General features: G+C 68.7%; 20 protein-coding genes. 11 read left to right on the top strand and 9 right to left on the bottom strand.

The genetic code is table 11. The annotated features are described in order from the left end of the window. Window positions 1-46: 46 nt before the first annotated feature. Genes manB through rfbD form a run of 3 tightly spaced genes read right to left on the bottom strand, consistent with a single transcriptional unit; the run spans window position 47 to window position 2,913 of the window. Complete coding sequence (gene manB / locus AC5Y7E_RS04090) at window positions 47-1,123, bottom strand: mannose-1-phosphate guanylyltransferase (RefSeq protein WP_499920343.1); 1,077 nt, start codon at window positions 1,121-1,123, stop codon at window positions 47-49. Between the two features lies 1 nt (window position 1,124). Further along, window positions 1,125-2,015: a glycosyltransferase family 2 protein gene (locus AC5Y7E_RS04095; RefSeq protein ID WP_499947619.1), complete on the bottom strand. Its 891-nt coding sequence runs from the start codon at window positions 2,013-2,015 to the stop codon at window positions 1,125-1,127. Further along, window positions 2,008-2,913 (bottom strand): dTDP-4-dehydrorhamnose reductase, encoded by a 906-nt coding sequence (gene rfbD, locus AC5Y7E_RS04100; RefSeq protein WP_499947620.1) that lies wholly within the window; start codon window positions 2,911-2,913, stop codon window positions 2,008-2,010. The genes AC5Y7E_RS04095 and rfbD overlap by 8 nt, the downstream gene beginning before the upstream one ends. 100 nt (window positions 2,914-3,013) lie before the next feature. On the opposite strand from rfbD, the gene AC5Y7E_RS04105 reads away from it, so the two are divergent. The 6 genes from AC5Y7E_RS04105 to AC5Y7E_RS04130 all read left to right on the top strand — a co-directional run bounded on the left by AC5Y7E_RS04105 (window position 3,014) and on the right by AC5Y7E_RS04130 (window position 10,001). Further along, the gene (locus AC5Y7E_RS04105) at window positions 3,014-4,486 is read left to right on the top strand and encodes an LCP family protein (protein ID WP_499920348.1); all 1,473 of its coding nucleotides are present in this window, start codon (window positions 3,014-3,016) and stop codon (window positions 4,484-4,486) included. A 6-nt stretch (window positions 4,487-4,492) separates the two neighbouring features. After that, window positions 4,493-5,209, top strand: coding sequence for a TIGR03089 family protein (locus AC5Y7E_RS04110; protein WP_499947622.1), 717 nt, complete (start codon window positions 4,493-4,495; stop codon window positions 5,207-5,209). 101 nt (window positions 5,210-5,310) lie between these two features. Next, window positions 5,311-5,592, top strand: coding sequence for a DUF1490 family protein (locus AC5Y7E_RS04115; RefSeq protein ID WP_499920352.1), 282 nt, complete (start codon window positions 5,311-5,313; stop codon window positions 5,590-5,592). Window positions 5,593-5,650: 58 nt separating this feature from the next. Continuing rightward, window positions 5,651-7,795 carry a manganese-exporting P-type ATPase CtpC gene (gene ctpC, locus AC5Y7E_RS04120; protein ID WP_499920746.1) on the top strand — a complete coding sequence of 715 codons (2,145 nt, stop codon included), beginning with the start codon at window positions 5,651-5,653 and terminating at the stop codon, window positions 7,793-7,795. Between the two features lie 85 nt (window positions 7,796-7,880). After that, on the top strand, window positions 7,881-8,804 hold the full coding sequence (locus tag AC5Y7E_RS04125; protein ID WP_499920354.1) for a class I SAM-dependent methyltransferase: 924 nt from the start codon (window positions 7,881-7,883) through the stop codon (window positions 8,802-8,804). 3 nt (window positions 8,805-8,807) lie between these two features. Beyond that, on the top strand, window positions 8,808-10,001 hold the full coding sequence (locus tag AC5Y7E_RS04130) for a CaiB/BaiF CoA transferase family protein (RefSeq protein WP_499920355.1): 1,194 nt from the start codon (window positions 8,808-8,810) through the stop codon (window positions 9,999-10,001). 3 nt (window positions 10,002-10,004) lie between these two features. On the opposite strand, the gene AC5Y7E_RS04135 is transcribed toward AC5Y7E_RS04130, so the two are convergent. Together AC5Y7E_RS04135 and pstS (AC5Y7E_RS04140) are read right to left on the bottom strand one after the other, a co-directional pair. Then, complete coding sequence (locus AC5Y7E_RS04135) at window positions 10,005-11,999, bottom strand: serine/threonine-protein kinase PknD (protein ID WP_499920357.1); 1,995 nt, start codon at window positions 11,997-11,999, stop codon at window positions 10,005-10,007. A 21-nt stretch (window positions 12,000-12,020) separates the two neighbouring features. Then, window positions 12,021-13,118 carry a phosphate ABC transporter substrate-binding protein PstS gene (pstS, locus tag AC5Y7E_RS04140; RefSeq protein WP_499920358.1) on the bottom strand — a complete coding sequence of 366 codons (1,098 nt, stop codon included), beginning with the start codon at window positions 13,116-13,118 and terminating at the stop codon, window positions 12,021-12,023. A gap of 188 nt (window positions 13,119-13,306) precedes the next feature. Here pstS (AC5Y7E_RS04140) and AC5Y7E_RS04145 point away from each other — a divergent pair, with 188 nt between their 5' ends. Genes AC5Y7E_RS04145 through pstA form a run of 5 tightly spaced genes read left to right on the top strand, consistent with a single transcriptional unit; the run spans window position 13,307 to window position 18,273 of the window. After that, window positions 13,307-14,095, top strand: a complete 789-nt coding sequence (locus AC5Y7E_RS04145) for an ATP-binding cassette domain-containing protein (RefSeq protein ID WP_499920360.1) — start codon at window positions 13,307-13,309, stop codon at window positions 14,093-14,095. Then, window positions 14,092-15,213: a phosphate ABC transporter substrate-binding protein PstS gene (gene pstS, locus AC5Y7E_RS04150; protein ID WP_499920364.1), complete on the top strand. Its 1,122-nt coding sequence runs from the start codon at window positions 14,092-14,094 to the stop codon at window positions 15,211-15,213. Before AC5Y7E_RS04145 ends, pstS (AC5Y7E_RS04150) begins: the two co-directional genes overlap by 4 nt. Before the next feature lie 52 nt (window positions 15,214-15,265). Further along, window positions 15,266-16,378, top strand: coding sequence for a phosphate ABC transporter substrate-binding protein PstS (pstS, locus tag AC5Y7E_RS04155; protein WP_499920366.1), 1,113 nt, complete (start codon window positions 15,266-15,268; stop codon window positions 16,376-16,378). A 19-nt stretch (window positions 16,379-16,397) separates the two neighbouring features. Continuing rightward, entirely contained in the window at window positions 16,398-17,423 is a 1,026-nt protein-coding gene (gene pstC, locus AC5Y7E_RS04160) for a phosphate ABC transporter permease subunit PstC (protein ID WP_499920748.1), read from the top strand. A gap of 1 nt (window position 17,424) precedes the next feature. Beyond that, complete coding sequence (gene pstA / locus AC5Y7E_RS04165) at window positions 17,425-18,273, top strand: phosphate ABC transporter permease PstA (RefSeq protein WP_499920367.1); 849 nt, start codon at window positions 17,425-17,427, stop codon at window positions 18,271-18,273. Between the two features lie 6 nt (window positions 18,274-18,279). Here pstA and AC5Y7E_RS04170 read toward each other — a convergent pair whose 3' ends face one another. The 4 genes from AC5Y7E_RS04170 to AC5Y7E_RS04185 form a co-directional block, all read right to left on the bottom strand. Further along, window positions 18,280-18,729: a response regulator gene (locus tag AC5Y7E_RS04170; protein ID WP_083097908.1), complete on the bottom strand. Its 450-nt coding sequence runs from the start codon at window positions 18,727-18,729 to the stop codon at window positions 18,280-18,282. Next, complete coding sequence (locus AC5Y7E_RS04175; RefSeq protein WP_499920369.1) at window positions 18,726-20,327, bottom strand: sensor histidine kinase; 1,602 nt, start codon at window positions 20,325-20,327, stop codon at window positions 18,726-18,728. The genes AC5Y7E_RS04170 and AC5Y7E_RS04175 overlap by 4 nt, the downstream gene beginning before the upstream one ends. After that, window positions 20,324-21,514, bottom strand: a complete 1,191-nt coding sequence (locus AC5Y7E_RS04180; protein ID WP_499920371.1) for a PP2C family protein-serine/threonine phosphatase — start codon at window positions 21,512-21,514, stop codon at window positions 20,324-20,326. The genes AC5Y7E_RS04175 and AC5Y7E_RS04180 overlap by 4 nt, the downstream gene beginning before the upstream one ends. Before the next feature lie 205 nt (window positions 21,515-21,719). Continuing rightward, window positions 21,720-22,889, bottom strand: a complete 1,170-nt coding sequence (locus tag AC5Y7E_RS04185; protein ID WP_499920372.1) for an acyl-CoA dehydrogenase — start codon at window positions 22,887-22,889, stop codon at window positions 21,720-21,722. Window positions 22,890-22,916 lie beyond the last annotated feature (27 nt).

The following is a 22,916-nucleotide window of genomic DNA, read 5'->3' on the forward strand; positions in this document are numbered from 1 at the left end:
GGGTCGAACGCCACGCTGGCGTGACGCTCGGCGGGGTGAGGCGCGCCTAGACGTCGGACGAGTAGCGGATCCCGCCGTCGGGAATCGACACACCGGGCCACACCCGGGCGCCGCGCAACAACTCGCAGCGCGCCCCGATGTCGGCGCCGTCGCCGATCACGCCGTCGCGGACCAGCGCCCGCGGGCCGATGCGCGCGCCGAAGCCGATGATCGAACGCTCGATCACGCTGCCCGCCTCGACCTTGACGCCGTCGAAGATCACGGCGCCGTCCAGCCGGACGCCGGGGCCGATCTCGGCTCCCCGCCCGACGACCGTGCCGCCGATCAGCACCGCGCCCGGCGACACCGCCGCGCCGTCGTGCACCAACTGCTCGCCGCGGTGGCCGTGCAGCGCCGGCGACGGCGCGATGCCGCGCACCAGATCCGCCGAGCCGCGGACGAAGTCCTCCGGCGTACCCATGTCTCGCCAATAGCTGGCGTCGACGTAGCCGCAGACCTTCACGTCGGGATCCGACAGCAGCGCGGGGAATACCTCGCGTTCCACCGACACCTCACGGCCCCGCGGAATCCGGTCGATCACCGCGCGCGAGAAGACGTAGCACCCGGCGTTGATCTGGTCGGTCGGCGGGTCCTGGGTCTTCTCCAGGAACGCGGTCACCCGGCCCTCCTCGGTGGTCACGCAGCCGAACGCGCGTGGGTCGCCCACCCGGACCAGGTGCAGCGTGACGTCGGCGTCCTGAGCCGAGTGAAAGTCGAGCATCTGGCCCAGGTCGGCTCCGGAAAGCACGTCGCCGTTGAACACCATCGCGGTGTCGTGCCGCAGGTGGCCGGCGACGTTGGCGATGCCGCCGCCGGTGCCCAAGGGCCGCTCCTCGGTGACGTACTCGATCTGCAGACCCAGCTTGGAGCCGTCACCGAACTCCGCCTCGAACACCGCGGCCTGATACGAGGTGCTCAGGATGACGTGGTCGATGCCGGCCGCCGCGACCCGCGAGAGCAGATGCGTGAGGAACGGCAGTCCCGCGGTGGGCAGCATCGGCTTGGGCGCCGACAGCGTCAGCGGCCGCAGCCGGGTGCCCTTGCCGCCGACCAGGATCACCACATCGACGTCTGGAGTTCCCACCTCAGTGTCGCCCTTCTAGGAGTTTGCGCCGCCCGGACGCGCGCAACGCACTGCGCACCATCAGGCGCGACCGCACCATCAGCGAGGCGCGCAGCGTCCAGCGGAGCGGAGCGCGCAACCAACCGGAATGCCGGTCGGCCAGAAACATGTACGTGCTCCTGTGGTGCGCGGCCAGGTGGCTGGCCGGGTCCGAGCCGGTGGAGTGGCCCTTGTGATGCAGCACCTCCGCCGACGGCACGTACACCGACAGCCAGCCGGCCTTGCCGAGGCGGTCGCCCAGGTCGACGTCCTCCATATACATGAAGTAGCGCTCGTCGAACCCGCCGATCTGGCCGAACGCCGACCGCCGCACCAGCAGGCACGACCCCGACAGCCAGCCCACCGGGCGCTCGCTGGGCTCCAGCCGCTCCTGGCGGTACGCCGCCGACCACGGGTTGCTCTTCCACAACGGCCCGACCACCGCGTGCATGCCGCCGCGGATCAGGCTGGGCAGGTGCCGCGCCGACGGATACACCGATCCGTCGGGCTCGCGGACCAACGGGCCCAGCGCGCCGGCGCGCGGCCAGCGCGACGCGGCGTCCAGCAGTTCGTCGATGCTGCCCGGGCCCCACTGCACATCCGGGTTGGCGACGATCACCCAGTCGTCCTCGGGATCCAGTTGCGCCACGGCGCGATTCACCGCGGTCCCGTAGCCGAGGTTGGCGCCGGTGTGGAAGAGCCGCACGTTGGGATAGCGGTCGACGGCCGCCTCCGGGGTGCCGTCGGTGGAGCCGTTGTCGGCCAGCAGCACGCACACCTCTCGCTCCGTGGCCAGCGACAGGGAAGCCAGGAAGCGTTCCAGGTGCGGACCCGGCGAGTAGGTCACGGTCACGACCGGCAGGACGTCAGTCACGCGTAGAGGGTAACGGTCGATCGGCGGCGGCCCCGTTATCGGCGGCGGCCAGCGCCGCGGCAAGCGCGGGGCGCCAAGGCCGCAGCGGCCGCATCCCCGCCGCGACGGACTGGCCGCTCGACAACGCGGAGTAGACGGGCCGGGGTGCGGGGCGGGGGAAGTGATCGGTGGTGACCGGCCGCACCCGCTCCGGGTCGGCGCCGCATTCCTCGAAGACCGCGCGGGCCTGCTCGAACCGCGAGCAGGCGCCCTCGTTGGCGGCGTGCAGGATCGGGCCGGGCGTGCGATCGTCGACGATCTGCAGCAGCGCGGCGGCCAGGTCGCCGACGTAGGTCGGCGAGCCGGTCTGGTCGTCGACCACGTCCACCGGGTCGTCGCCGGCGGCCAGCCGGCGCATGACGGCGACGAAGTCCTTGCCCGTGCCGCCGGTATAGACCCAGGCGGTGCGGACCACGACCGCCTCCGGCAGCGCCGCCAGCACGGCCCGCTCCCCCGCGGCCTTGCTGCGTGCGTACACACTCTGCGGCGCGGTCTGATCGGTGGGCTCGTAGGGCCGCGGCGGTGCGCCGCCGAAGTCGCCGTTGAACACGTAGTCGGTGGAGACGTGGACCAGCTGCGCGCCGGCCCGCGCGCAGGCGCAGGCGATGTGCGCGGGTCCGGCTTCGTTGACCGCGAACGCGCCCGCCTCGTCGGTTTCCGCGCCATCGACGTCGGTGTAGGCCGCGCAGTTGATCACCACGTCCCCGCGCCGCACGATCCGCTCGGCCGCCGCGGGGTCGGTGATGTCCCACTGCGACGACGTCAGCGCCAGCGCGTCGCGGCCCTGACTCGCGGTCAGCGAGGTCAAATAGCCGCCCAGCTGGCCACCGGCACCGGCGATCACAATCCTGCCTGACATGGTTTTCAGTCTGGCATGGCCCGAGAAGGCTGGAACCAAGCCCGGGGCGCGCGGGCGCCGGCTACCAGTGAAGCCACTGTGTCGCAAGTAATGTAGTGGGATGCCTGTGCAACGTGTGGTTCGTGTGATTGCCACCGCGCTGACCCTCGCGGTCGTCGTCGGCACCGGGATCGCGTGGAGCAACGTCCGGTCCTTCGAAGACGGGATCTTTCACATGTCCGCGCCCTCGTTGGGCAAGGGTGGCGACGACGGCGCGATCGACATCCTGCTGGTCGGCATGGACAGCCGCACCGACGCGCACGGCAATCCCTTGTCGCAGGAGGAACTGGACACGCTGAAGGCCGGCGACGAGGAAGCCACCAACACCGACACGATCATCTTGATCCGCATCCCCAACAACGGGAAGTCGGCCACCGCGATCTCGATCCCGCGCGACTCCTACGTCGCCGCCCCTGGGCTGGGCAAGACCAAGATCAACGGCGTTTACGGCCAGACCCGGGAGGCCAAGCGCACCGCCCTGGTCAAGGCCGGCGCCTCCCCCACCGAGGCCGCCGCGCAGGGCACCGAGGCCGGTCGCGAGGCGCTGATCAAGACGGTCGCCGACCTCACCGGCGTCACCGTCGACCACTACGCCGAGATCGGCCTGCTCGGCTTCTCACTGATCACCGACGCCCTCGGCGGCGTCGACGTGTGCCTCAAAGAGCCGGTGTTCGAACCGCTTTCGGGTGCCGACTTCCCGGCCGGCCAGCAACGACTCAGCGGCCCCGAGGCGCTCAGCTTCGTGCGTCAGCGCCACGAACTGCCGCGCGGAGACCTGGACCGGGTGGTACGCCAGCAGGTGGTGATGGCCTCGCTGGCCCACCGGGTCATCTCCGGCCAGACGCTGTCCAGCCCCACCACGGTCAAGCGGCTGGAGTCCGCTGTCCAGCGCTCGGTGGTGATCTCGGCCGGTTGGGACGTCATGGATTTCGTGCAGCAGATGCAGAAGCTGGCCGGCGGCAACGTCGCCTTCGCCACCATTCCGGTGCTCGACGGTGCCGGCTGGAGCGACGACGGCATGCAGAGCGTGGTGCGGCTGGACCCGCATCAGGTCGCCGAGTGGGTGGGTGGCCTGCTGCACGATCAGGAACAGGGCAAGACCGAGGAGATCGCGTACACGCCGGCGAAGACCACGGCCAGCGTCGTCAATGACACCGACATCAACGGGCTGGCCGCGGCCGTATCAGATGTGTTGAGCGCCAAGGGGTTTGCTGCTGGCACGGTGGGCAACAACGACGGTGGGCACGTGAAGGCCAGCCAGGTGCGCGCCGCCAAGAGCGACGACCTGGGGGCCAAGGAGGTCTCCAAGGAGTTGGGCGGGTTGCCGGTGATCGCCGACGCCTCGCTGGCGCCGGGTGCGGTCCGGGTGGTGCTGGCCAACGACTACAGCGGTCCGGGCTCGGGCCTGTCCGGCGGCGAGACGGTCATGCCCGCCAAGGTGTCCACCGCCGGCGCGGTGGCGACCGACCCCAGGGTCCCCGCGCCGTCGCCGATCCTGACCGCCGGCTCCGACAAGCCGGAGTGCATAAACTAACCACCGGTGCATCAACTGATCACGCTCAGCGGGGCCATCCTGGATCCGATGCTGCGGGCCGATCCGGTCGGTCCGCGCATCACCTACTACGACGACGTCACCGGCGAGCGCATCGAACTGTCCGCCGTGACGCTGGCCAACTGGGCGGCCAAGACGGCCAACCTGTTGCGCGACGAGCTGGGCGCCGGGCCGTCCAGCCGGGTGGCGATCCTGTTGCCCGCGCACTGGCAGACGGCGGCGGTGCTGTTCGGGGTCTGGTGGATCGGCGCCGAGGCGGTGCTGGCGGGCCCGGCGGACCTCGCGCTGTGCACGGCGGAGCGGCTCGAGGAAGCCGATGCCGCGGTATCGGGGGGCGAGGTGGCGGTGCTGTCGCTGGATGCGTTCGGCCGCCCGGCACCCGACCTGCCGATCGGCGTGACGGACTACGCCACCGCCGTGCGGGTGCACGGCGATCAGATCGTTCCCGAGCCGCGCCCGGGGCCGGCGCTGGGTGGACGATCCGTCGAGCAGGTGCTCGCCGATTGTCAAAGCTCCGCCGCGACAAGGGGTTTGACGTCGAGCGATCGAGTACTGTCCGGCGCGTCATGGTCCGGGCCCGCCGAACTGGTGGACGGCCTGCTGGCGATCATGGCCGTCGGCGCCTCGCTGGTGCAGGTGGCCAACGCGGACCCGGCCGGGCAACAGCGCCGAATCGAGAGCGAAAAGGTCACCAGGGTGCTGTGACGCCCGGCGGCCCCGCCCCAATACATATTGATATCGCTATATTTCGATGTTAACGTCGTGCAAGCATGGCTGAACGCTGAGGCGATAGGAAGGGTGCGGCAATGGCGGTGTACGGACTCCTGGCAAAGGCGGCAGGCACGGTGGTCACCGGGCTGGTCGGCGTGACGGCCTACGAGGTGGTGCGCAAAGCCGTGGCCAAGGCGCCGCTGCACGAGACCGCGGTCAAGGGGGCCGAGCTCGGACTGCGTGGCACCCGCAGGGCCGAGGAGGCCGCCGAGTCGGCGCGCCTCAAGCTCGCCGACGTCATGGCCGAGGCCCGCGAGCGAATTGGCGAGGAGGCGCCCACGCCGTCGATCGCCGATACCCACGACCACGAGCACTGATCCTTTGATTCAGCCGCAAGACCCTGCGCTGCAAGTCATTTCGGATGCCGGCGGACGCATGCGGGTGGCCGTCGACTGGGTGCGCGCCAACTCCCGGCGCGCCGTGGCGGTGGAAGAGGCCGTGGCCAAGTGTGACGGCGTGCGCGTGGTGCACGCCTACCCGCGCACCGGATCGGTCGTCGTCTGGTACTCGCCCCGGCGCTGCGACCGCTCCGCGGTGCTCGCTGCAATCGGCGAGGCGGCGCATGTCGCCGCCGAGCTGATCCCGGTCCGCGCGCCGCATTCGGACGAGATCCGCAACGCCGACGTGCTGCGCATGGTCGTCGGGGGCGCCGCGCTGGCCCTGCTCGGGGTGCGTCGCTACGTCTTCGCGCGGCCGCCGCTGCTGGGACCCAGTGGCCGGCTGTTCGCCACCGGTGTCACCGTCTTCACCGGCTATCCCTTCCTGCGCGGCGCGCTGCGCTCGCTGCGCTCGGGCAGGGCCGGCACCGACGCGCTGGTCTCGGCGGCGACCGTGGCAAGCCTGGTGCTGCGCGAGAACGTCGTCGCGCTCACCGTGCTGTGGTTGCTCAATATCGGTGAGTACCTTCAGGATCTGACGTTGCGCCGGACCCGCCGCGCCATCTCCGAACTGCTGCGCGGCAGCCAGGACACGGCCTGGATCCGGCTGTCCGACGGGCCCGAGGCGGGAACCGAGGTTCAGGTGCCGATCGACACCGTGCAGATCGGCGACGAGGTGGTGGTGCACGACCACGTTGCCATACCGGTCGACGGCGAGGTGGTCGACGGCGAGGCGATCGTCAACCAGTCCGCGATCACCGGCGAGAATCTGCCCGTCAGCGTGGTGGTCGGTGCGCACGTGCACGCCGGTTCGGTGGTGGTGCGCGGACGCCTGGTGGTGCGCGCCCGCGCCGTCGGCAACCAGACCACCATCGGCCGCATCATCACCCGGGTCGAGGAGGCGCAGCACGACCGGGCGCCGATCCAGACCGTCGGCGAAAACTTCTCCCGCCGTTTCGTTCCCACCTCGTTCATCGTCTCGGCCATCACGCTGGCGATCACCGGCGACGTCCGGCGGGCAATGACCATGCTGCTCATCGCCTGTCCGTGCGCGGTGGGCCTGGCCACCCCCACCGCGATCAGCGCGGCGATCGGCAACGGTGCCCGCCGCGGCATTCTGATCAAGGGTGGTTCGCACCTAGAGCAGGCCGGCCGCGTGGACGCGATCGTGTTCGACAAGACCGGCACGCTGACCGTCGGCCGGCCCGTCGTCACCAATATCATTGCGCTGCACTCCGATTGGCAACCCGAGCAGGTGCTGGCGTATGCGGCCAGCTCGGAGATCCACTCCCGGCACCCGCTGGCCGAGGCGGTGATCCGGTCCACCGAGGAACGCCACATCACCATTCCGCCACACGAGGAGTGCGAGGTCCTGGTGGGCCTGGGCATGCGGACCTGGGCCGACGGCCGGACCCTGCTGCTGGGCAGCCCCGGGCTGCTGCGCGCCGAAAAGGTGCGGGTGTCCAAGAAGGCGTCGGAGTGGGTGGAACGCCTGCGCCGGCAGGCCGAGACCCCGCTGCTGCTCGCCGTCGACGGCAAACTGGTGGGACTGATCAGCCTGCGCGACGAGGTGCGCCCCGAGGCCCCCGCCGTCCTGGAGAAGTTGCGCGCCAACGGGATTCGCCGGATCGTCATGCTCACCGGCGATCACCCCGACATCGCCGAGGTGGTGGCCGGCGAGCTCGGGATCGACGAGTGGCGTGCCGAGGTGATGCCCGAGGACAAGCTCGCTGCGGTGCGCGACCTGCAGGACGAGGGTTATACCGTCGGCATGGTCGGCGACGGCATCAACGACGCCCCCGCGCTGGCCGCCGCCGACATCGGGATCGCGATGGGGCTGGCCGGAACCGACGTCGCCGTCGAGACGGCCGACGTGGCGCTGGCCAACGACGACCTGCATCGCCTGCTCGATGTGGGCGACCTGGGCGCTCGCGCGGTCGACGTGATCCGGGAGAACTACGGCATGTCCATCGCCGTCAACGCCGCCGGGCTGATCATCGGCGCGGGCGGCGCGCTGTCCCCGGTGCTGGCCGCGATCCTGCACAACGCGTCGTCGGTTGCCGTGGTGGCCAACAGTTCTCGGCTGATCCGCTACCGGCTGGACTCGCCACGCGGCTCGGTGAACGGCGAGCGCGCCGGCTGAAGACAGCGCGGGCGCGCACCTCGCGCCCGGGCCTCCGGCGCCGGTAGTTATGGTGGCTAACCAGTAGATCGGAAGGAATCCCTCGATGGCGCGCACCGACGACGACACCTGGGACCTGGCGACCAGCGTGGGAGCGACCGCCACCATGGTGGCCGCCGGGCGGGCCCGGGCCACCCGCGACGGGCTGATCGACGATCGGTTCGCCGAGCCGCTGGTGCGCGCGGTCGGCGTCGACTTCATGACCCGGTGGGCCGCCGGCGAGCTCGCCGCCGCCGACGTCGACGAGCCGGGCGCCCCGTGGGGCATGCAACGCATGACCGACATGATGGCCGCCCGTACCCGGTACATCGACGCGTTCTTCGCCGAGGCGGGCGTCCAGAAGGACCCCGCCATCGACCAGGTGGTCATCCTGGCCTCCGGCCTGGACGCGCGCGCCTACCGCCTGCCGTGGGCGCCGGGCACCACGGTGTTCGAGATCGACCAGCCCCAGGTCCTGGAGTTCAAGGCCGCCACCATCGCCGAACTCGGCGCCGAGCCCACCGCCGAGGTGCGCAACGTCCCGGTCGACCTGCGCCACGACTGGCCGTCGGCGCTGCGACAGGCCGGCTTCGACACCGGGCGGCCCGCCGCCTGGGCGGCCGAGGGGCTGATCGGCTTCCTGCCGCCGGAGGCTCAGGATCGGTTGCTGGACAACGTCACCGACCTGTCCGCCGACGGCAGCCAGTTGGTGGCCGAGGTGTTCACGAACACAGGGGTCAGCGGGGACGCGCTGAACGCCGCGAGCGAGAAGTGGCGGCGCAGCGGCCTCGACATCGCCCTAGGCGAACTGGGCTTCCCCGGCGAGCGCAACGACGTGGCCACCTACCTGCAGCAGCGGGGGTGGCAGCCGGTGCGCACCCCGCTCAACCAGCTGCTGGCCAACACCGGCCTGCCGCTGCAGTCGACCGACCCCGACGCGCCCTTCGCCCAGAACTACTACTGCACCGCGGTGCTGAACAAGACGGGGTAGACGATGCCGAACAGCAAGCCCGCCAAGCCCCTTGACGGATTCCGGGTGCTCGACTTCACCCAGAACATCGCCGGGCCGATGGCCGGACAGGTGCTGGCCGATCTGGGTGCCGAGGTCATCAAGATCGAGGCGCCCATCGGCGAGGCGGCCCGGCACATCACCGCCGTACTGCCCGGGCGCCCGCCGCTGGCCACCCTGTTCCTCCCCCACAACCGGGGCAAGAAGTCGGTGATGGCCGACCTGCGCAGCGACGACGCCAAGCAGCAGATCCTCAAGCTGGTCGACACGGCAGACGTTGTGCTGGAAGGGTTTCGGCCCGGGGTGATGGAACGCATGGGCCTGGGTCCCGACGAGCTGCAGTCGCGCAATCCCAAACTCATCTATGCGCGTCTTTCCGCGTACGGCGGCAACGGCCCCGAGGGCAGCCGGCCGGGGGTGGACCTGATGGTCGCCGCCGAGTCCGGCATGACCACCGGGATGCCCACGCCCACCGGCAAACCCCAGATCATCCCGTTCCAACTCGTCGACGCCGCCAGCGGTCACGTGCTCGCCCAGGCGGTGCTGGCCGCGCTGCTCAACCGTGAACGCCACGGGGTCGCCGACGTGGTGCGGGTCGCCATGTATGACGTCGCGGTCAGCCTGCAGGCTAGTCAGCTGACCATTCACCTGAACAAGCCGAGCGACGCCCCCCAATCGGAAGCCACGCCAAAACCCAAGCGGCGCAAGGGTGTTGGATTCGCCACCCAACCGTCGGACGCCTTCAAGGCCGCCGACGGCTACCTGGTGATCAGCGCGTACGTGCCCAAGCACTGGGACAAGCTGTGCGAGATCATCGGCCGGCCCGACATGCGCGACGACGAGCGATTCGTCGACCAGCGCGCGCGGGCGCTCAACTATCCCGAACTGACCGAGGAACTCGAGAAAGCTTTGGCCGCCAAGACCGCCGACGAATGGGTCCGGCTGCTACAGGCGGGTGGCCTGATGGCCTGCCATGCCTACACCTGGAAGCAGGTGGTTGCCACCCCGCTGTTCGCCGAGAACGAGCTCGCCCTGTCGGTCGGCGAGGGCGCGGATGAGGTCACGGTAATCCGCACTCCGGCACGCTATTCCAGCTTTGACGCCTTGTCGGCCGGGTGGGCCGCCGAACCCCCGCCCGCCCTCGGCCAGCACACCGAAAAGTATCTGGGCGCACCCTAGGCCTTACGGCATCAGCTTGACCACCCGGTCGTTGCCGCGGTCGGCGACGTAGAGGTTCTGGTCCTTGTCGACCGTCACCGCCAAGGGGGTGTTGAGTCCGGTGAACGGCACGACGGTCCCTGTGGTCGCGCCCTGAGGGTATTTCATGACGTCGTTTTTGTCGTGCTCGGTGACGTACACCGTGCCGCTGTTGTCCACGGCGATCCCCCACGGCACCGACAGGTCGTGAAATGGCAACTCCGACGCGGTATTCGACGCGGCGTCGAGCTTGACCACCCTGTTGTTGTCGGTGTCGGCGACGTACACGTTGCCCGCGGGATCGACGGCCACGCCGTCCGGGTTCTTGAGCCCGTTGAACGGAAGCACGGTCTGAGTGCTGGATCCCGCCGCCAGCTTCACCACCCTGCTGTTGCCGCGGTCGGCGACATACACGGCACCCTGGCTGTCGACCGCGACGCCCTCCGGATAGCTCAGGCCGGTAAACGGCAGCTGCTTCTGGCTGTTGGAGCCCGCGGCCATGCTGAGCACCCGGTTATTGAAATCGGCGACGTACACCGTGCCCGCACCGTCGACGGCCAAGCCCTGCGGCTGGTAGAGCCCGTTGAACGGCAGCACCGTCGTGGCGTCCGAACCGGTCGTCAGCTTCACCGCCCGCCCGTACATGCCCTCGCTGGTCACGTAGACGTTGCCTGCGCTGTCCAGCGCCACCCCACCCGGGGACAAACGAAAGTCAATGCCCTTGAACGGCAACACACTTTGACCGCTCGCCTGCTTCGACGGCCCAGAGGATTCGGTGGAAAGGTAGCCGACGACCGCCACGACGAAAGCGACCAGCGCGACCAGAGCGATGGCGCCGACGATGATCCACTGTCGACGTTTGTTGTCGGGCGGCACGACGGGACGCCTGAAGTCGGTCGGGGGTCCATACATGCGGCCGGAAGTCGTTGGGGCGGCACGGATCAGCGAGGGTCCCTGACCGGACCGGTCGCTCCTGATCGCGCCGCTGCCCCCGGAGGGCCACGGACCGGCCACGGTGTCGGCGCCCGGCGACGGGGCGAACGATTGCGGCCCGCGCGCCCCGCCCTGGGCGTTGACGGCCGCGCCCAATGCCGCGCTCTCGCCCTCGCGCAGGATGGTGGTGGCCTTGCGCTGCTCGGATGTGGTCAGCGCGTCATGGGCGGCGGCGGCGAATTCGCCGGCGGTGCGATAGCGCTCCTCGGGGCGTTTGGCCATGCCCTTGGCGATCACGTGATCCAGGGCGGGCGGAAACGCGCCGGGGCGCAATTGGCTGGGCGGGGGGGCGGTCTTCGTCAAATGCGCGGCGACCAGCCGTTCGACGGTATCGGCCCGGTACGGCGGCGAGCCGGTCAGGCACTCGCTCAAAACGCATGCGAGCGAATAGATGTCGACACTGTGGGTGACCTCGTCGTCGGTGAAGCGTTCCGGGGCCATGTAGTAATACGTTCCGATCGCGGTCCCGACCTGGGTCAGGCCCGGATCCGTCGCGGCCTGCGCGATGCCGAAATCCGCCAGGTAGGCGAAGTCGCTGGGGGTGACGAGGATGTTCCCGGGGGTGACGTCGCGGTGCATCACCCCGGCGGCGTGCGCCGCGTCGAGTGCGGCGGCGACCTGGCGGATGATGGCGATCGCCCGCGGCGCGGCCAACGGCCCGTCCCGGTGCAACAGCGTGCCGAGATCGACGCCGTCGACAAGGCGCATGTCCACGTAGAAGCGCCCGTCGAACTCGCCGTAGTCGTGGATCGGCACCACATGCGGTTCGGTCAGCCGCCCCGCGATGTCGGCCTCGCGCTGCAGGCGCGCGCGGAACTCTGAGTTGCCGGTGAACTGCTGGGAGATCAGCTTCAGGGCCACCCTGCGGCGCTTGCGGGTGTCCTCGGCCTCGTAGACCTCACCCATGCCGCCCTTGCGCAGAAGTCGCACCAGCCGGTAGGGGCCGAACCAGGACCCGACCAGTGAGGCCGGCGCGCTATCGCTCACCCTCGAGCCTCCTTCACATCGTCACGAAATCGCATTGACCGCGCTCGACAGCTTCGTCGTGAACGAGCTGGGCAGCGGGATGGAACCGTACTGCTCCAATCCGTCCTGGCCCGGACCGATCGCCGCCTGCATGAACGCCTTCACCGCCTTGCCCGTGGCCGCGTCCGGGTACTTCGAGCAGACGATCTCGTAGGTGGCGAGCACGATCGGGTACGCGCCGGACTGCGTCGGCTTGTAGAACGACGAGGTGTCCAGCACCAGGTCGTTGCCCTGCCCGCTGAAGGTCGCCCCGGCGATCGTCTTCTCGACGGAGTCCTTGGTGATGGCCACCGCGTCCGGGGCCGCCGACGTGATGATCGACGCCATGCTCAACTGCTTGCCCACCGCGAAGGACCACTCGTTGTAGGTGATCGACCCCTCGGTGTTCTGCAGCAGCGCGGACGTGCCGTTGTTCCCGCTGGCGCCCTGCCCGACGCCGCCGTTGAACGTCTCGCTGCCGCCCTTGCCCCAGGCGCCGTCGGACGCGCCATCGAGATACTTCTGAAAATTCGCCGTCGTACCGGATTTGTCACTGCGGAAGATGACCGTGATGGGTGTCGAGGGCAGGTTGAGGCCCGAGTTGATCGCCTTGAGCGCCGGATCGTCCCACTTGGTGATGGTGCCGTTGAAGATCTTCGCGGCGGTCGGCCCGTCCAATTTCAGCCCGTTCACCCCGCTGAGGTGGTAGGTGACCGCGATCGGCCCGAACACGGTGGGCAGATCCCAGGCCGGCGAACCGCACCGCTGCGCCGCCCGGTCGTTCTGGCCCGTCGAGGGGTCCAGGGGGACATCGGAACCGGCGAGGTCGGTCTGGTTGTTGACGAATTCCGTCACGCCGGCGCCGGACCCGTTCGCGTCGTAGTCCAGCGTGTAGCCCGGGCACGCACGGACGTAGGCGTAGACGAATTGTTCGATCGCGTTCTGCTGCGCCGTCGAGCCGCTGTCCTTGAGCACCTTCTTGCCGCCGCAGTCCACCGGCGGCGCCTTGGCGCCGGAGTTCGAATCGCCGCCGCATCCCGTCAGCGCCAGGGCGGTGACGGCCGCCAGGCCCAATGCGACACAAGATCGGGCGAACCTCACAAAACTCCTTCGATCGTCAACAAAAGTTAACCAATCGCGAATATACAAACCCTTGACAAAGAATGAGAGGTTACTGAGCGGTGACCGCGTGCCGCGCCGCAAACACGTAGCATCGGTTGTCAATGCGTCGCGAACAACAGATACCCGCCGCAGTTGCGGCTCCTGTCGCCGACAAAGGTGGCCAGCCCATGCGCGCGGTCGACCTGACCCTGGGATTCGGCCCCAAGACGGTCCTCGAGCAGGTCAGCCTCGATTTCCCCGCCCGCTCCGTCACCACCCTGCTTGGCCCGACCGGCTCGGGCAAGACCACCTTTCTGCGAACCCTGAACCGGATGAACGACAAGGTCTCCGGATTCCGGCACAGCGGTGATGTCCTGTTGGGCGGGCGCACCATCTTCGCCGACCGCGACCTGATGGAGTTCCGCCGCAGCGTCGGCATGCTGTTCCAGCGCCCCAATCCGTTCCCGATGTCGATCATGGACAACGTGGTGGCCGGCGTGCGCGCCCATAAGATGGTGCCGCGCAAGGAATTCAAAAACGTCGCCGAGGCCCGGCTCACCGAGGTCGGCCTCTGGGGCGCGGTCAAGGATCGGCTCGGTGATTCACCATTCCGGCTCTCCGGTGGCCAGCAGCAGCTGTTGTGCCTGGCCCGCGCGCTCGCCGTCGACCCGGAGGTGCTCCTGCTCGACGAGCCCACCTCCTCGCTGGACCCCACCACGACCGAGAAGATCGAGGGACTCATCCGATCACTCGCCGACCGGCTGACCGTGATCATGGTCACCCACGACCTCGCGCAGGCCGCCCGCACCGGCGACCGGACGGCTTTCTTCTTCGAGGGAAGGCTCGTCGAGGAGGGGCCGACCAAGCAGTTGTTCCTGTCGCCGAAGCACGAGGAGACCGTCCGCTACTTCGCGCCGTTCCGGCCCCCGGCCGGGAGCGCCTCGCCGGACAACGGGCACGAGGAAGCGAGGACGTGACGGCTCGGTGGGTTGCGCTGTTGGGCCTGGTGGGCGCCGCGCCCCTGGCCCTGGTCGCGGCCTGCGGGTCGCACGCGACCGGCGGCGCGCAGAGCCCAGCCGAAAGCGCCGCCACCGTCGCCACCGCGCCGGCGGCGTCCACGATGGAGCTCTCCGAGACCGGCAGCACGCTGCTCTACCCGCTGTTCAGTGAGTGGGGCGCCGCCTATCGGGCCAAGTACCCGAACGTCACCATCACCACCCAGGGTGGCGGCTCCGGCGCCGGGATCTCCCAGGCCGCGGCCGGGGCGGTCGTCATCGGCGCCTCCGACGCCTATCTGTCCGAGGGCGACATGGCCGCGCACAAGGGATTGATGAACATCGCGCTGACGATTTCGGCGCAGCAGGTCAACTACAACCTGCCCGGTGTCCATCAGCACCTCAAGCTCAACGGCAAGGTACTGGCCGCCATGTACCGGGGCGCCATCAAAACCTGGAACGATCCGCAGATCGCCGGCATCAACCCCGGCCTGCAGCTCCCGGACACCCCGGTGGTCCCGCTGCACCGCTCCGACGGCTCCGGCAGCACGTTCCAGTTCACCCAGTACCTCTCCAAGCAGGACCCGGACGGCTGGGGCCGCTCGCCCGGTTTCGGCACCACCGTCGCCTTCCCGGCGGTGCCCGGCGCGCTGGGCGAGAACGGCGACGGTGCCATGGTGACCGGCTGCGCCGCGAACCCCGGCTGTGTGGCCTACACCAGCATCGGCTCGCTCGACGAGGCCGACCAGCACGGGCTGGGCGAGGCCAAGCTGGGCAACGCCTCCGGCAAGTACCTGCTGCCCAAGGCCAAGAGCATTGCGGCCGCGGCCGCCGGCTCCGCCTCGAAAACCCCGGCGAGCCAGGCGATTTCGCTGGTCAACGGCCCAGCCCCGGACGGCTATCCGATCGTCAACTACGAGTACGCCATCGTCAACGAAAAACAGCGCGACGGCGCCACCGCCCAGACGCTGCAGGCGTTCCTGCACTGGGCGATCACCGATGGCAACAGCGCCTCGTTTTTGGACAAGGTTCACTTCCAGCCGCTGCCGGCCGAGGTGGCGAAGTCGTCGGACGCCCAGATCGCCAAGATCAGCGGGTGAGCACAGAAACGCAGGGGACACCAAGGAAAGGGAGAAGATCGTGAAAGTTCGGATGAGTAGGTTGCTCGCGGCGGCCGCCGCACCGTTGGTCCTCATCGCGGCGGGGTGTGGTTCGAACTCGCAGAACGGCGCGCCGAGTCAGGGTGGCGGCGGCGGCCCGGTGGCGACGACGCCGGCGTCTTCGCCGGTGACGCTGTCGGAGACCGGCAGCACGCTGCTCTACCCGTTGTTCAACCTGTGGGGCCCCGCCTATCACGACAAGTACAACAACGTCACGATCACCACCCAGGGCACCGGCTCGGGGACCGGGATCTCGCAGGCGGCGGCCGGGGCGGTCGCCATCGGCGCCTCCGACGCCTACCTGTCCGAGGGCGACATGGCCGCGCACAAAGGGCTGATGAACATCGCGCTGGCGATCTCGGCGCAGCAGATCAACTACAACCTGCCCGGTGTCACCGAACACATCAAGCTGAACGGCAAGGTGCTGGCCGCCATGTACAACGGCACCGTCAAGACATGGAACGACCCGCAGATCGCCGGGCTGAACCCCGGCGTGAATCTGCCCGCCACGCCGGTCGTTCCGCTGCACCGCTCCGACGGCTCCGGCGACACCTTCCTGTTCACCCAGTACCTGTCCAAGCAGGACCCGGACGGCTGGGGTAAGTCGCCCGGTTTCGGCACCACCGTCGCCTTCCCGACGGTTCCCGGCGCGCTGGGCGAGAACGGCAACGGCGGCATGGTGACCGGCTGCGCCGACACCCCGGGCTGCGTGGCCTACATCGGCATCAGCTTCCTCGACCAGGCCCAGCAGAAGGGGCTCGGCGAGGCGCAGCTGGCCAACGCCTCCGACAAGTACCTGCTGCCCGACGCCAAGAGCATCCAGGCCGCGGCGTCCGGCTTCGCCTCGAAAACCCCTGCGAATCAGGCGATCTCGCTGATCAACGGCCCGGCTGCGGACGGCTACCCGATCGTCAACTACGAGTACGCCATCGTCAACAGCGGGCAGAAGGACGCCGCCACCGCCCAGACGCTGCAGGCGTTCTTGCACTGGGCGATCACCGACGGCAACAACGCCTCGTTCCTGGACAAGGTTCACTTCCAGCCGCTGCCGGCCGAGGTGGCGAAGTCGTCGGACGCCCAGATCGCCAAGATCAGCGGCCAGTAAGGGTTCGGTGACCGACGTGATGGGGGGCGCGCTGCGGCGGATCCGTGGCGTGCGCCGCCCCGGCCTGGCGATCCGTTCCCTGGGTGCCCTGGGTGCGGTGGTTCCGCTGCTCGCGCTGGTGTTCGTGCTCGCGACCCTGCTGCTCGAGGCGCTGCCCGCGATCAGGGTCAACGGGCTGCACTTCTTCACGGCCACCGACTGGAACCCCGGCAACACCTACGGCGACGCCGTCGTCACCCGCGGCGTCCAGCATCCGACCGGCGCCTACTACGGTGCGCTGCCGCTGATCGTCGGGACCCTGGCGACCTCGGCGATCGCCCTGATCATCGGGGTGCCGGTGTCGATCGGGGCGGCGCTGGTGATCGTCGAGCGGTTGCCGAAGCGTCTCGCGTCGGCCATCGGGATGGTGCTCGAACTGCTCGCCGGCATCCCCAGCGTCGTCGTCGGCCTGTGGGGCGCAATGACATTCGGGCCGTTCATCGCCCACTACGTGGCTCCGGTGATCGCCCGCAACGCCCCCGACGTGCCGGTGCTGAGCTACTTCCGCGGCAACACCGGTAACGGCGAGGGCTTGTTGGTGTCCGGCCTGGTGCTGGCGGTGATGGTCATTCCCATCATCGCCAGCACCACCCGCGACCTGATCCGGCAGGTGCCGGTGCTGCCCCGCGAGGGTGCCGTCGCACTGGGGATGACCGATTGGGAGTGCGCGCGGCGGGTCACCCTGCCGTGGGTGTCGAGCGGCATCGTCGGCGCCGTCGTGCTCGGACTCGGGCGCGCGTTGGGCGAGACCATGGCCGTCGCCATGGTGTCGGGCGCGGTGTTGGGCGCGATGCCCGCCAACATCTACGCGACGATGACGACCATCGCCGCCACCGTTGTGTCGCAGCTGGATTCGGCGATGACCGACTTCACCGACTTCGCGGTGAAGACGCTGGCCGAGGTCTCCCTGGTGCTGATGGTCATCACGTTGCTGACCAACGTCGCTGCCCGCGCGATGGTGCGGCGGGTGTCGGGCACGGCGCTGCCGGTGGGGCGGGGGGTCTGACGTGGCCGGTACCCGGCGCAAGGTCGTCAACGCGCTGTTCTGGGTTGCGTGTGCGTGCTGCCTGGCGGTGGTGGTCGTGCCGACGCTGTGGATGCTGATCGAGGTCGTCGGGCGTGCGTTGCCGGTCTTCAAATGGAGTGTGCTGACCGAAAACACCCGCGGCAACGGCGGGGGGCTGCGCAACGCCATCGTCGGGACCGTCGTCGTCGGCGTCGGCGTCATGCTGGTCGGCGGCACCGTCAGCGTGTTGACCGGCATCTATCTCTCCGAATTCGCCGGTGGCAGAACGCGTTCCATTCTGCGCGGCGCCTACGAAATACTGTCCGGCATCCCTTCGATCGTGCTCGGGTACGTGGGCTATCTGGCGCTGGTGGTGAAGTTTGGCTGGGGGTTTTCCCTGGCGGCCGGGGTGCTGACGCTTTCGGCGATGAGCATTCCGTACATCGCCAAGGCCACCGAATCCGCGCTTGCCCAGGTGCCCACGTCCTACCGGGAGGGGGCCGAGGCGCTTGGCTTGCCGCTCGGTTGGACGCTGCGCAAGATCGTGCTCAAGTCCGCGATCCCCGGGATCGTCACCGGCCTGCTGGTGGCGCTCGCGCTGGCGGTCGGCGAGACGGCGCCGATGCTGTACACGGCGGGCTGGTCGAATTCGGCCCCGAGCGGAAAGCTCACCGGCTCACCGGTCGGGTACCTGACCTATCCGATCTGGACGTTCTACAACCTGCCGTCGAAGACGGCGCGCGACCTGTCGTATGACGCGGCGTTCCTGCTGATCGTGTTCGTGCTGCTGCTGATCGTCCTCGGCAGGCTGATCACCTGGTTCGCGCGGCGGCACTCGGAATCGCAGTGACCCCGGCTAGGCCCCGTTGCCCGGCAGCCGCACGACCTGAACGAAGAACTCGTCGATCTGCCGGACGGCCTTCATGAACTGGTCCAGGTCAACGGGTTTGGTGACGTAGGCGTTGGCGTGCAACTTGTAGCTCTTGAGGATGTCCTCCTCGGCCGAGGACGTGGTGAGCACCACGACCGGGATGCGCGCCAGGTCGGGGTCGGACTTGATCTTCTCAAGTAGCTGGCGGCCGTCGTATTTGGGCAGATTCAGGTCGAGCAGGATGAGGTCGGGCCGCGGCGCGTCGGCGAATTCACCGCGCCGGTAAAGGTAGTTGAGGCCTTCCTCCCCGTCGTGTGCGACGTGCAGGCGGTTCTTGAGCTTGTTGTGCTCGAACGCTTCTCGGGTGATGAGCTCGTCGCCCGGGTCGTCCTCGACGAGCAGGATGTCGATTGCTCTGCCTTCCGGCGTGGTCATTGATGCGCTCCTTCCAAAGCAACCGAGTCTGCTTCGTCGACGGGTTCGGGCATGGGAAGGGTGAATTCGAATCGGGTCCCCTCGGTGTAGGACGTGTCGATTCGGACGGTGCCGCCGTGGTGCTCGATGATCTTCTTGACCAGGGCCAGGCCTACTCCGGTGCCGGCGTACACATCCCGGCCGTGCAGCCGCTGGAAGATCACGAAGACCTTGTCGGAGAATTCCTCCGGGATGCCGATGCCGTTGTCGGCCACACTCAGCAGCCATTCGCGGTCGTGGATGCCGGTCCCGGGCGCGCATTCGATGACGACGCGGGGCGCACGGTCCTTGTGCCGGAACTTGATTGCGTTGCCGATCAAGTTCTGCCACAGCATCGTCAGCAGCATGGGATCGCCGAGGATCTGTGGCAGCGGCTGCGCCGGGCGCACGATTTGGGCGTCCGTTTCCTCAACTGCGACAGCCAGATTGGCCAGGCCGGCATCGAGCGTCGCGTCGAGCTGCACCTCGGTTTCGGTGGTGCCCAGCCGGCCGACCCGCGAGAAGGTGAGCAGGTCGTTGATCAGCGCCTGCATGCGTTTGGCGCCGTCGACCGCGAACCCGATGTACTCGATGCCACGCTCGTCGAGCTTGTCGCCGTAGCGCTTTTCGAGCAGCTGGCAAAAGGACGCCACCTTGCGCAGCGGCTCCTGCAGGTCATGGGAGGCCACATAGGCGAACTGCTCGAGCTCGGTGTTGGATCGCCGTAGTTCGGCGGCCTGTTCGTCCAGCTGCGCCTGCGCACTCTGCGACACCGCGAGTTCGGAGACGATGCGCTTGCGCATGTCCTCCACGTCGATCGCCATCTTCCGAATGTCCCTGGGCCGGCGCGGGGGTGAAATCGTCTCGTCGAAATTGCCCTCGGTGATCCGCCGGCAGGCCGCGGCCAGCGCCGCGATCGGCCGGGTGACCGCGGCGCGACTGAGCAGCCCCAGCACCAGGGCCGCCCCGATGACGATCAGCACCGTGGTGCCCAGCACCCAATCGCGCCAGCCGTTGATCTCGTTGAGCTCGTTGGTGGCCGCCGCGGAGGCCGCCGCCAGATGGGTGTTCTGCGTATCGAAAAGCTCACGTAGACGGTCGAATTTGACCTTGCCCATGTCGGCCGTGCGGGGGCTGAGGTAGGTGGGCGTCTTGGGAGCCACGTTGGCGATCAGTGGTTCGGCATAGTTTGTCCGCCAGTCGGCGGCGGCGGATTCCACCGCGTCCAGATCGGCTATCAGCTCCGGGCGGCCGCCGACCAGACGCCGAATCTCGTCGGCCGCAGCCTGTTCGGCGCGCTGCCCGTCGTAATACGGCGCGAGGAACTGCCGGTCGGCGGCCATCAGGTAGCCGCGCATGCCGGTCTCCTGGTCACGCAGAGCCGCCTGCAGGCGTGCCGCCGCGACGCGCGCCGGCTGAATGTTCTGCGCCATCTGGCGCGACACCTCGTCGGTGCGATGCAGCAACACGGCGCCGACCAACGCCCCGACGAGCACCGTCACGCCCATGACCCACAGCACCAACGCCAGCCATCCCCGCACGGTGAGCTCCGTGAACCGAAGCGGACGCGACGCGATCACGTGGTAGTCCTTTCGATGCGCAGTACGGCGATGTCATCGGTCAGGCCGCCGCGTGGCTGGGCGAGCGTCTGGGCACCGTTGATGAGCGCGTCGACGAACGCGGGGCCGGGCTGATCCGCGTGCGCGCGGGCCAGGGCGAGCAGGCCGTCCTCGCCGAGGCGTTCCGTGCCCTGTCCCGAATATCCCTCGAAGAGCCCGTCGGTCAGCAAGAGCAGGGCGTGCCCGGTCGGTAAGTCCAGCTCCTCGGACGGCCAATCGCCGGCATGCAGGCCCAGTGCCGGGCCACCCGCCGGCTCATGCCATCGGACGGTTCCCCCGGCCTGTACCAGGATCGGCGGATGCCCGGCACGGATGACGCTGACCCGCGGGGTGTCGGGCGAGATCTCGAGGCTGAGCACCGTCGCGAAGATTCCCGTTTGGGTTCGTTCCGAATACAAGACCCGTTCGAGCTGGCGCATCCGTTCGACGCCGTGCACACCGGCGAAGGTGAGCGCCCGAAACGCGATCCGCAACGCCGCGCCCAGCGCCGCCTCGTGCGGACCGTGCCCGGCGACGTCGCCGATCAGGACGTGCACGACCCGGTCGGCCGTTTGGACGACGTCGTAGAAGTCTCCGCACAGCAATGCGTCTTCGCGGCTCGGCCGGTAGCGGGCGACGATGTCGACGCCCGGGTTGTCCAGCAGCAGCGGTGAGGGCAGCAGGCCCCGTTCCAGCAGCGCGTTCTCCCGGGCCCGCAGCTGCGTCGCGTGCAGATCCGCCGCGATGAGTTCGGCGCGCTTGCGCTCGATGGCGTACAGCAGCGCCCGGCGCAACATCTCCGGCTCGACCCGGCCCTTGACCAAGTAGTCCTGGGCGCCGGCTGCCACCGCCGAAGCCCCGAAGTACTCGTCGTTCAGCCCGGTCAGCACCACGATCGGCACCGTGGCGTCGAGGTTGGCGATGCGGTTGAGCGCGTCGATCCCGCTGGCGTCGGGTAGGTGCAGATCCAGCAGCACGCAGTCGGGCCGGGCGGATTCCAGCTCGCGTTCCGCGTGCGCCATCGACTTCGCCCACACCACCCGGGTGTCGGTGACCGCGTCGGTGATCAGGTCTTCCACCAGGACCGCGTCGGCGCGGTCGTCCTCGACCAGCAGCAACGACAGTGACTGCCAACTAGCCGTCGGGGTCACCGGAGCGCGCACAGGCATCAAATCCCAGCCATCTGTGGACCGGCATCGAAAGGCACGTTCTGCACTGCAGACCCCTTTGCCGCGATAGCCCTTTGCTCTGTGATGACAGTGGTCGGACGTAAGTCGGTGACTGTTTACCGATCGTCGGTGTGGACTTCACGCACCGAGTGCAGATCCTAAGCGGTGCGGCTCGACTCTTCGCAACAGCATCGCCGAAAAGCCGTCAGCGCAGCAGCGCTCGCGACATCACCACGCGCTGAATCTGATTGGTGCCCTCGTAAATCTGCGTGATCTTGGCGTCACGCATCATCCGCTCGACAGGGAAGTCGGTGGTGTAGCCGGCGCCGCCGAACAGTTGCACGGCTGCCTCCGTCACGTCCATGGCGGTGTCGGAGGCGAAGCACTTTGCGGCCGCGGAGATGAATCCGAGGTTCGGCTCGCCGCGTTCGGCGCGAGCCGCGGCGGTGTAGACCATCAGCCGGGCCGCTTCGACCTTCATCGCCATGTCGGCCAGCTCGAACTGCACACCCTGAAAGTCCGAGATCGACCTGCCGAACTGCTTGCGCTCCTTGGTGTAGGCGACGGCGGCGTCCACCGCGCCCTGCGCGAGGCCGACGGCCTGCGCGCCGACGGTGGGGCGGGTGTGGTCGAGGGTCTGCAGTGCGGTTTTGAACCCGGTGCCGGGTTCGCCGATGATCCGGTCGCCCGGAATGCGGCAGTTCTCGAAATACAACTCCGTGGTCGGTGAGCCCTTGATGCCCATCTTCTTTTCCTTCGGGCCGAAGGAGAAGCCCTCGTCGTCTTTGTGCACCATGAACGCCGAGATGCCGTTGGCGCCCTTGTCGGGATCGGTCACCGCCATCACGGTGTACCAGGTCGACTTGCCGCCGTTGGTGATCCAGCATTTGGTGCCGTTGAGGATCCAGTCATCCCCGTCGGCCTTGGCCTTGGTCCGCATCGACGCCGCGTCACTACCCGCTTCGCGCTCGCTCAAGGCGTAGGAGGCCATCGCCCCGTCCTTGGCCAGGGCTGGCAGCACCTGCTTTTTCAGCTCCTCCGAGCCCTGCAGGATCAGGCCCATGGTGCCCAGCTTGTTGACGGCCGGAATCAGCGAGGCGGAGCCGTCGACGCGGGCCACCTCTTCGATCACGATGCATGCGGCGACCGAATCCGCGCCCTGACCGCCGTATTCCTCGGGGATGTGGACCGCGTTGAAGCCCGACGCGTTCAGCGCGTCCAGGGCCTCCTGCGGGAAGCGCGAATTCTCGTCTACGTCGGCGGCGTGCGGAGCGATCTCCTTCTCCGCCAGCGCGCGAATCGCCGCCCGCAGCTCAACGTGTTCCTCGGGCAATTGGAACAAATCAAAGTTGGGGTCTCCGGCCCACTGAGCCATGTCGGCCTCCTTGCACTCTGCCAAATC

The organism is Mycobacterium sp. NGS17 (genome assembly GCF_059813205.1).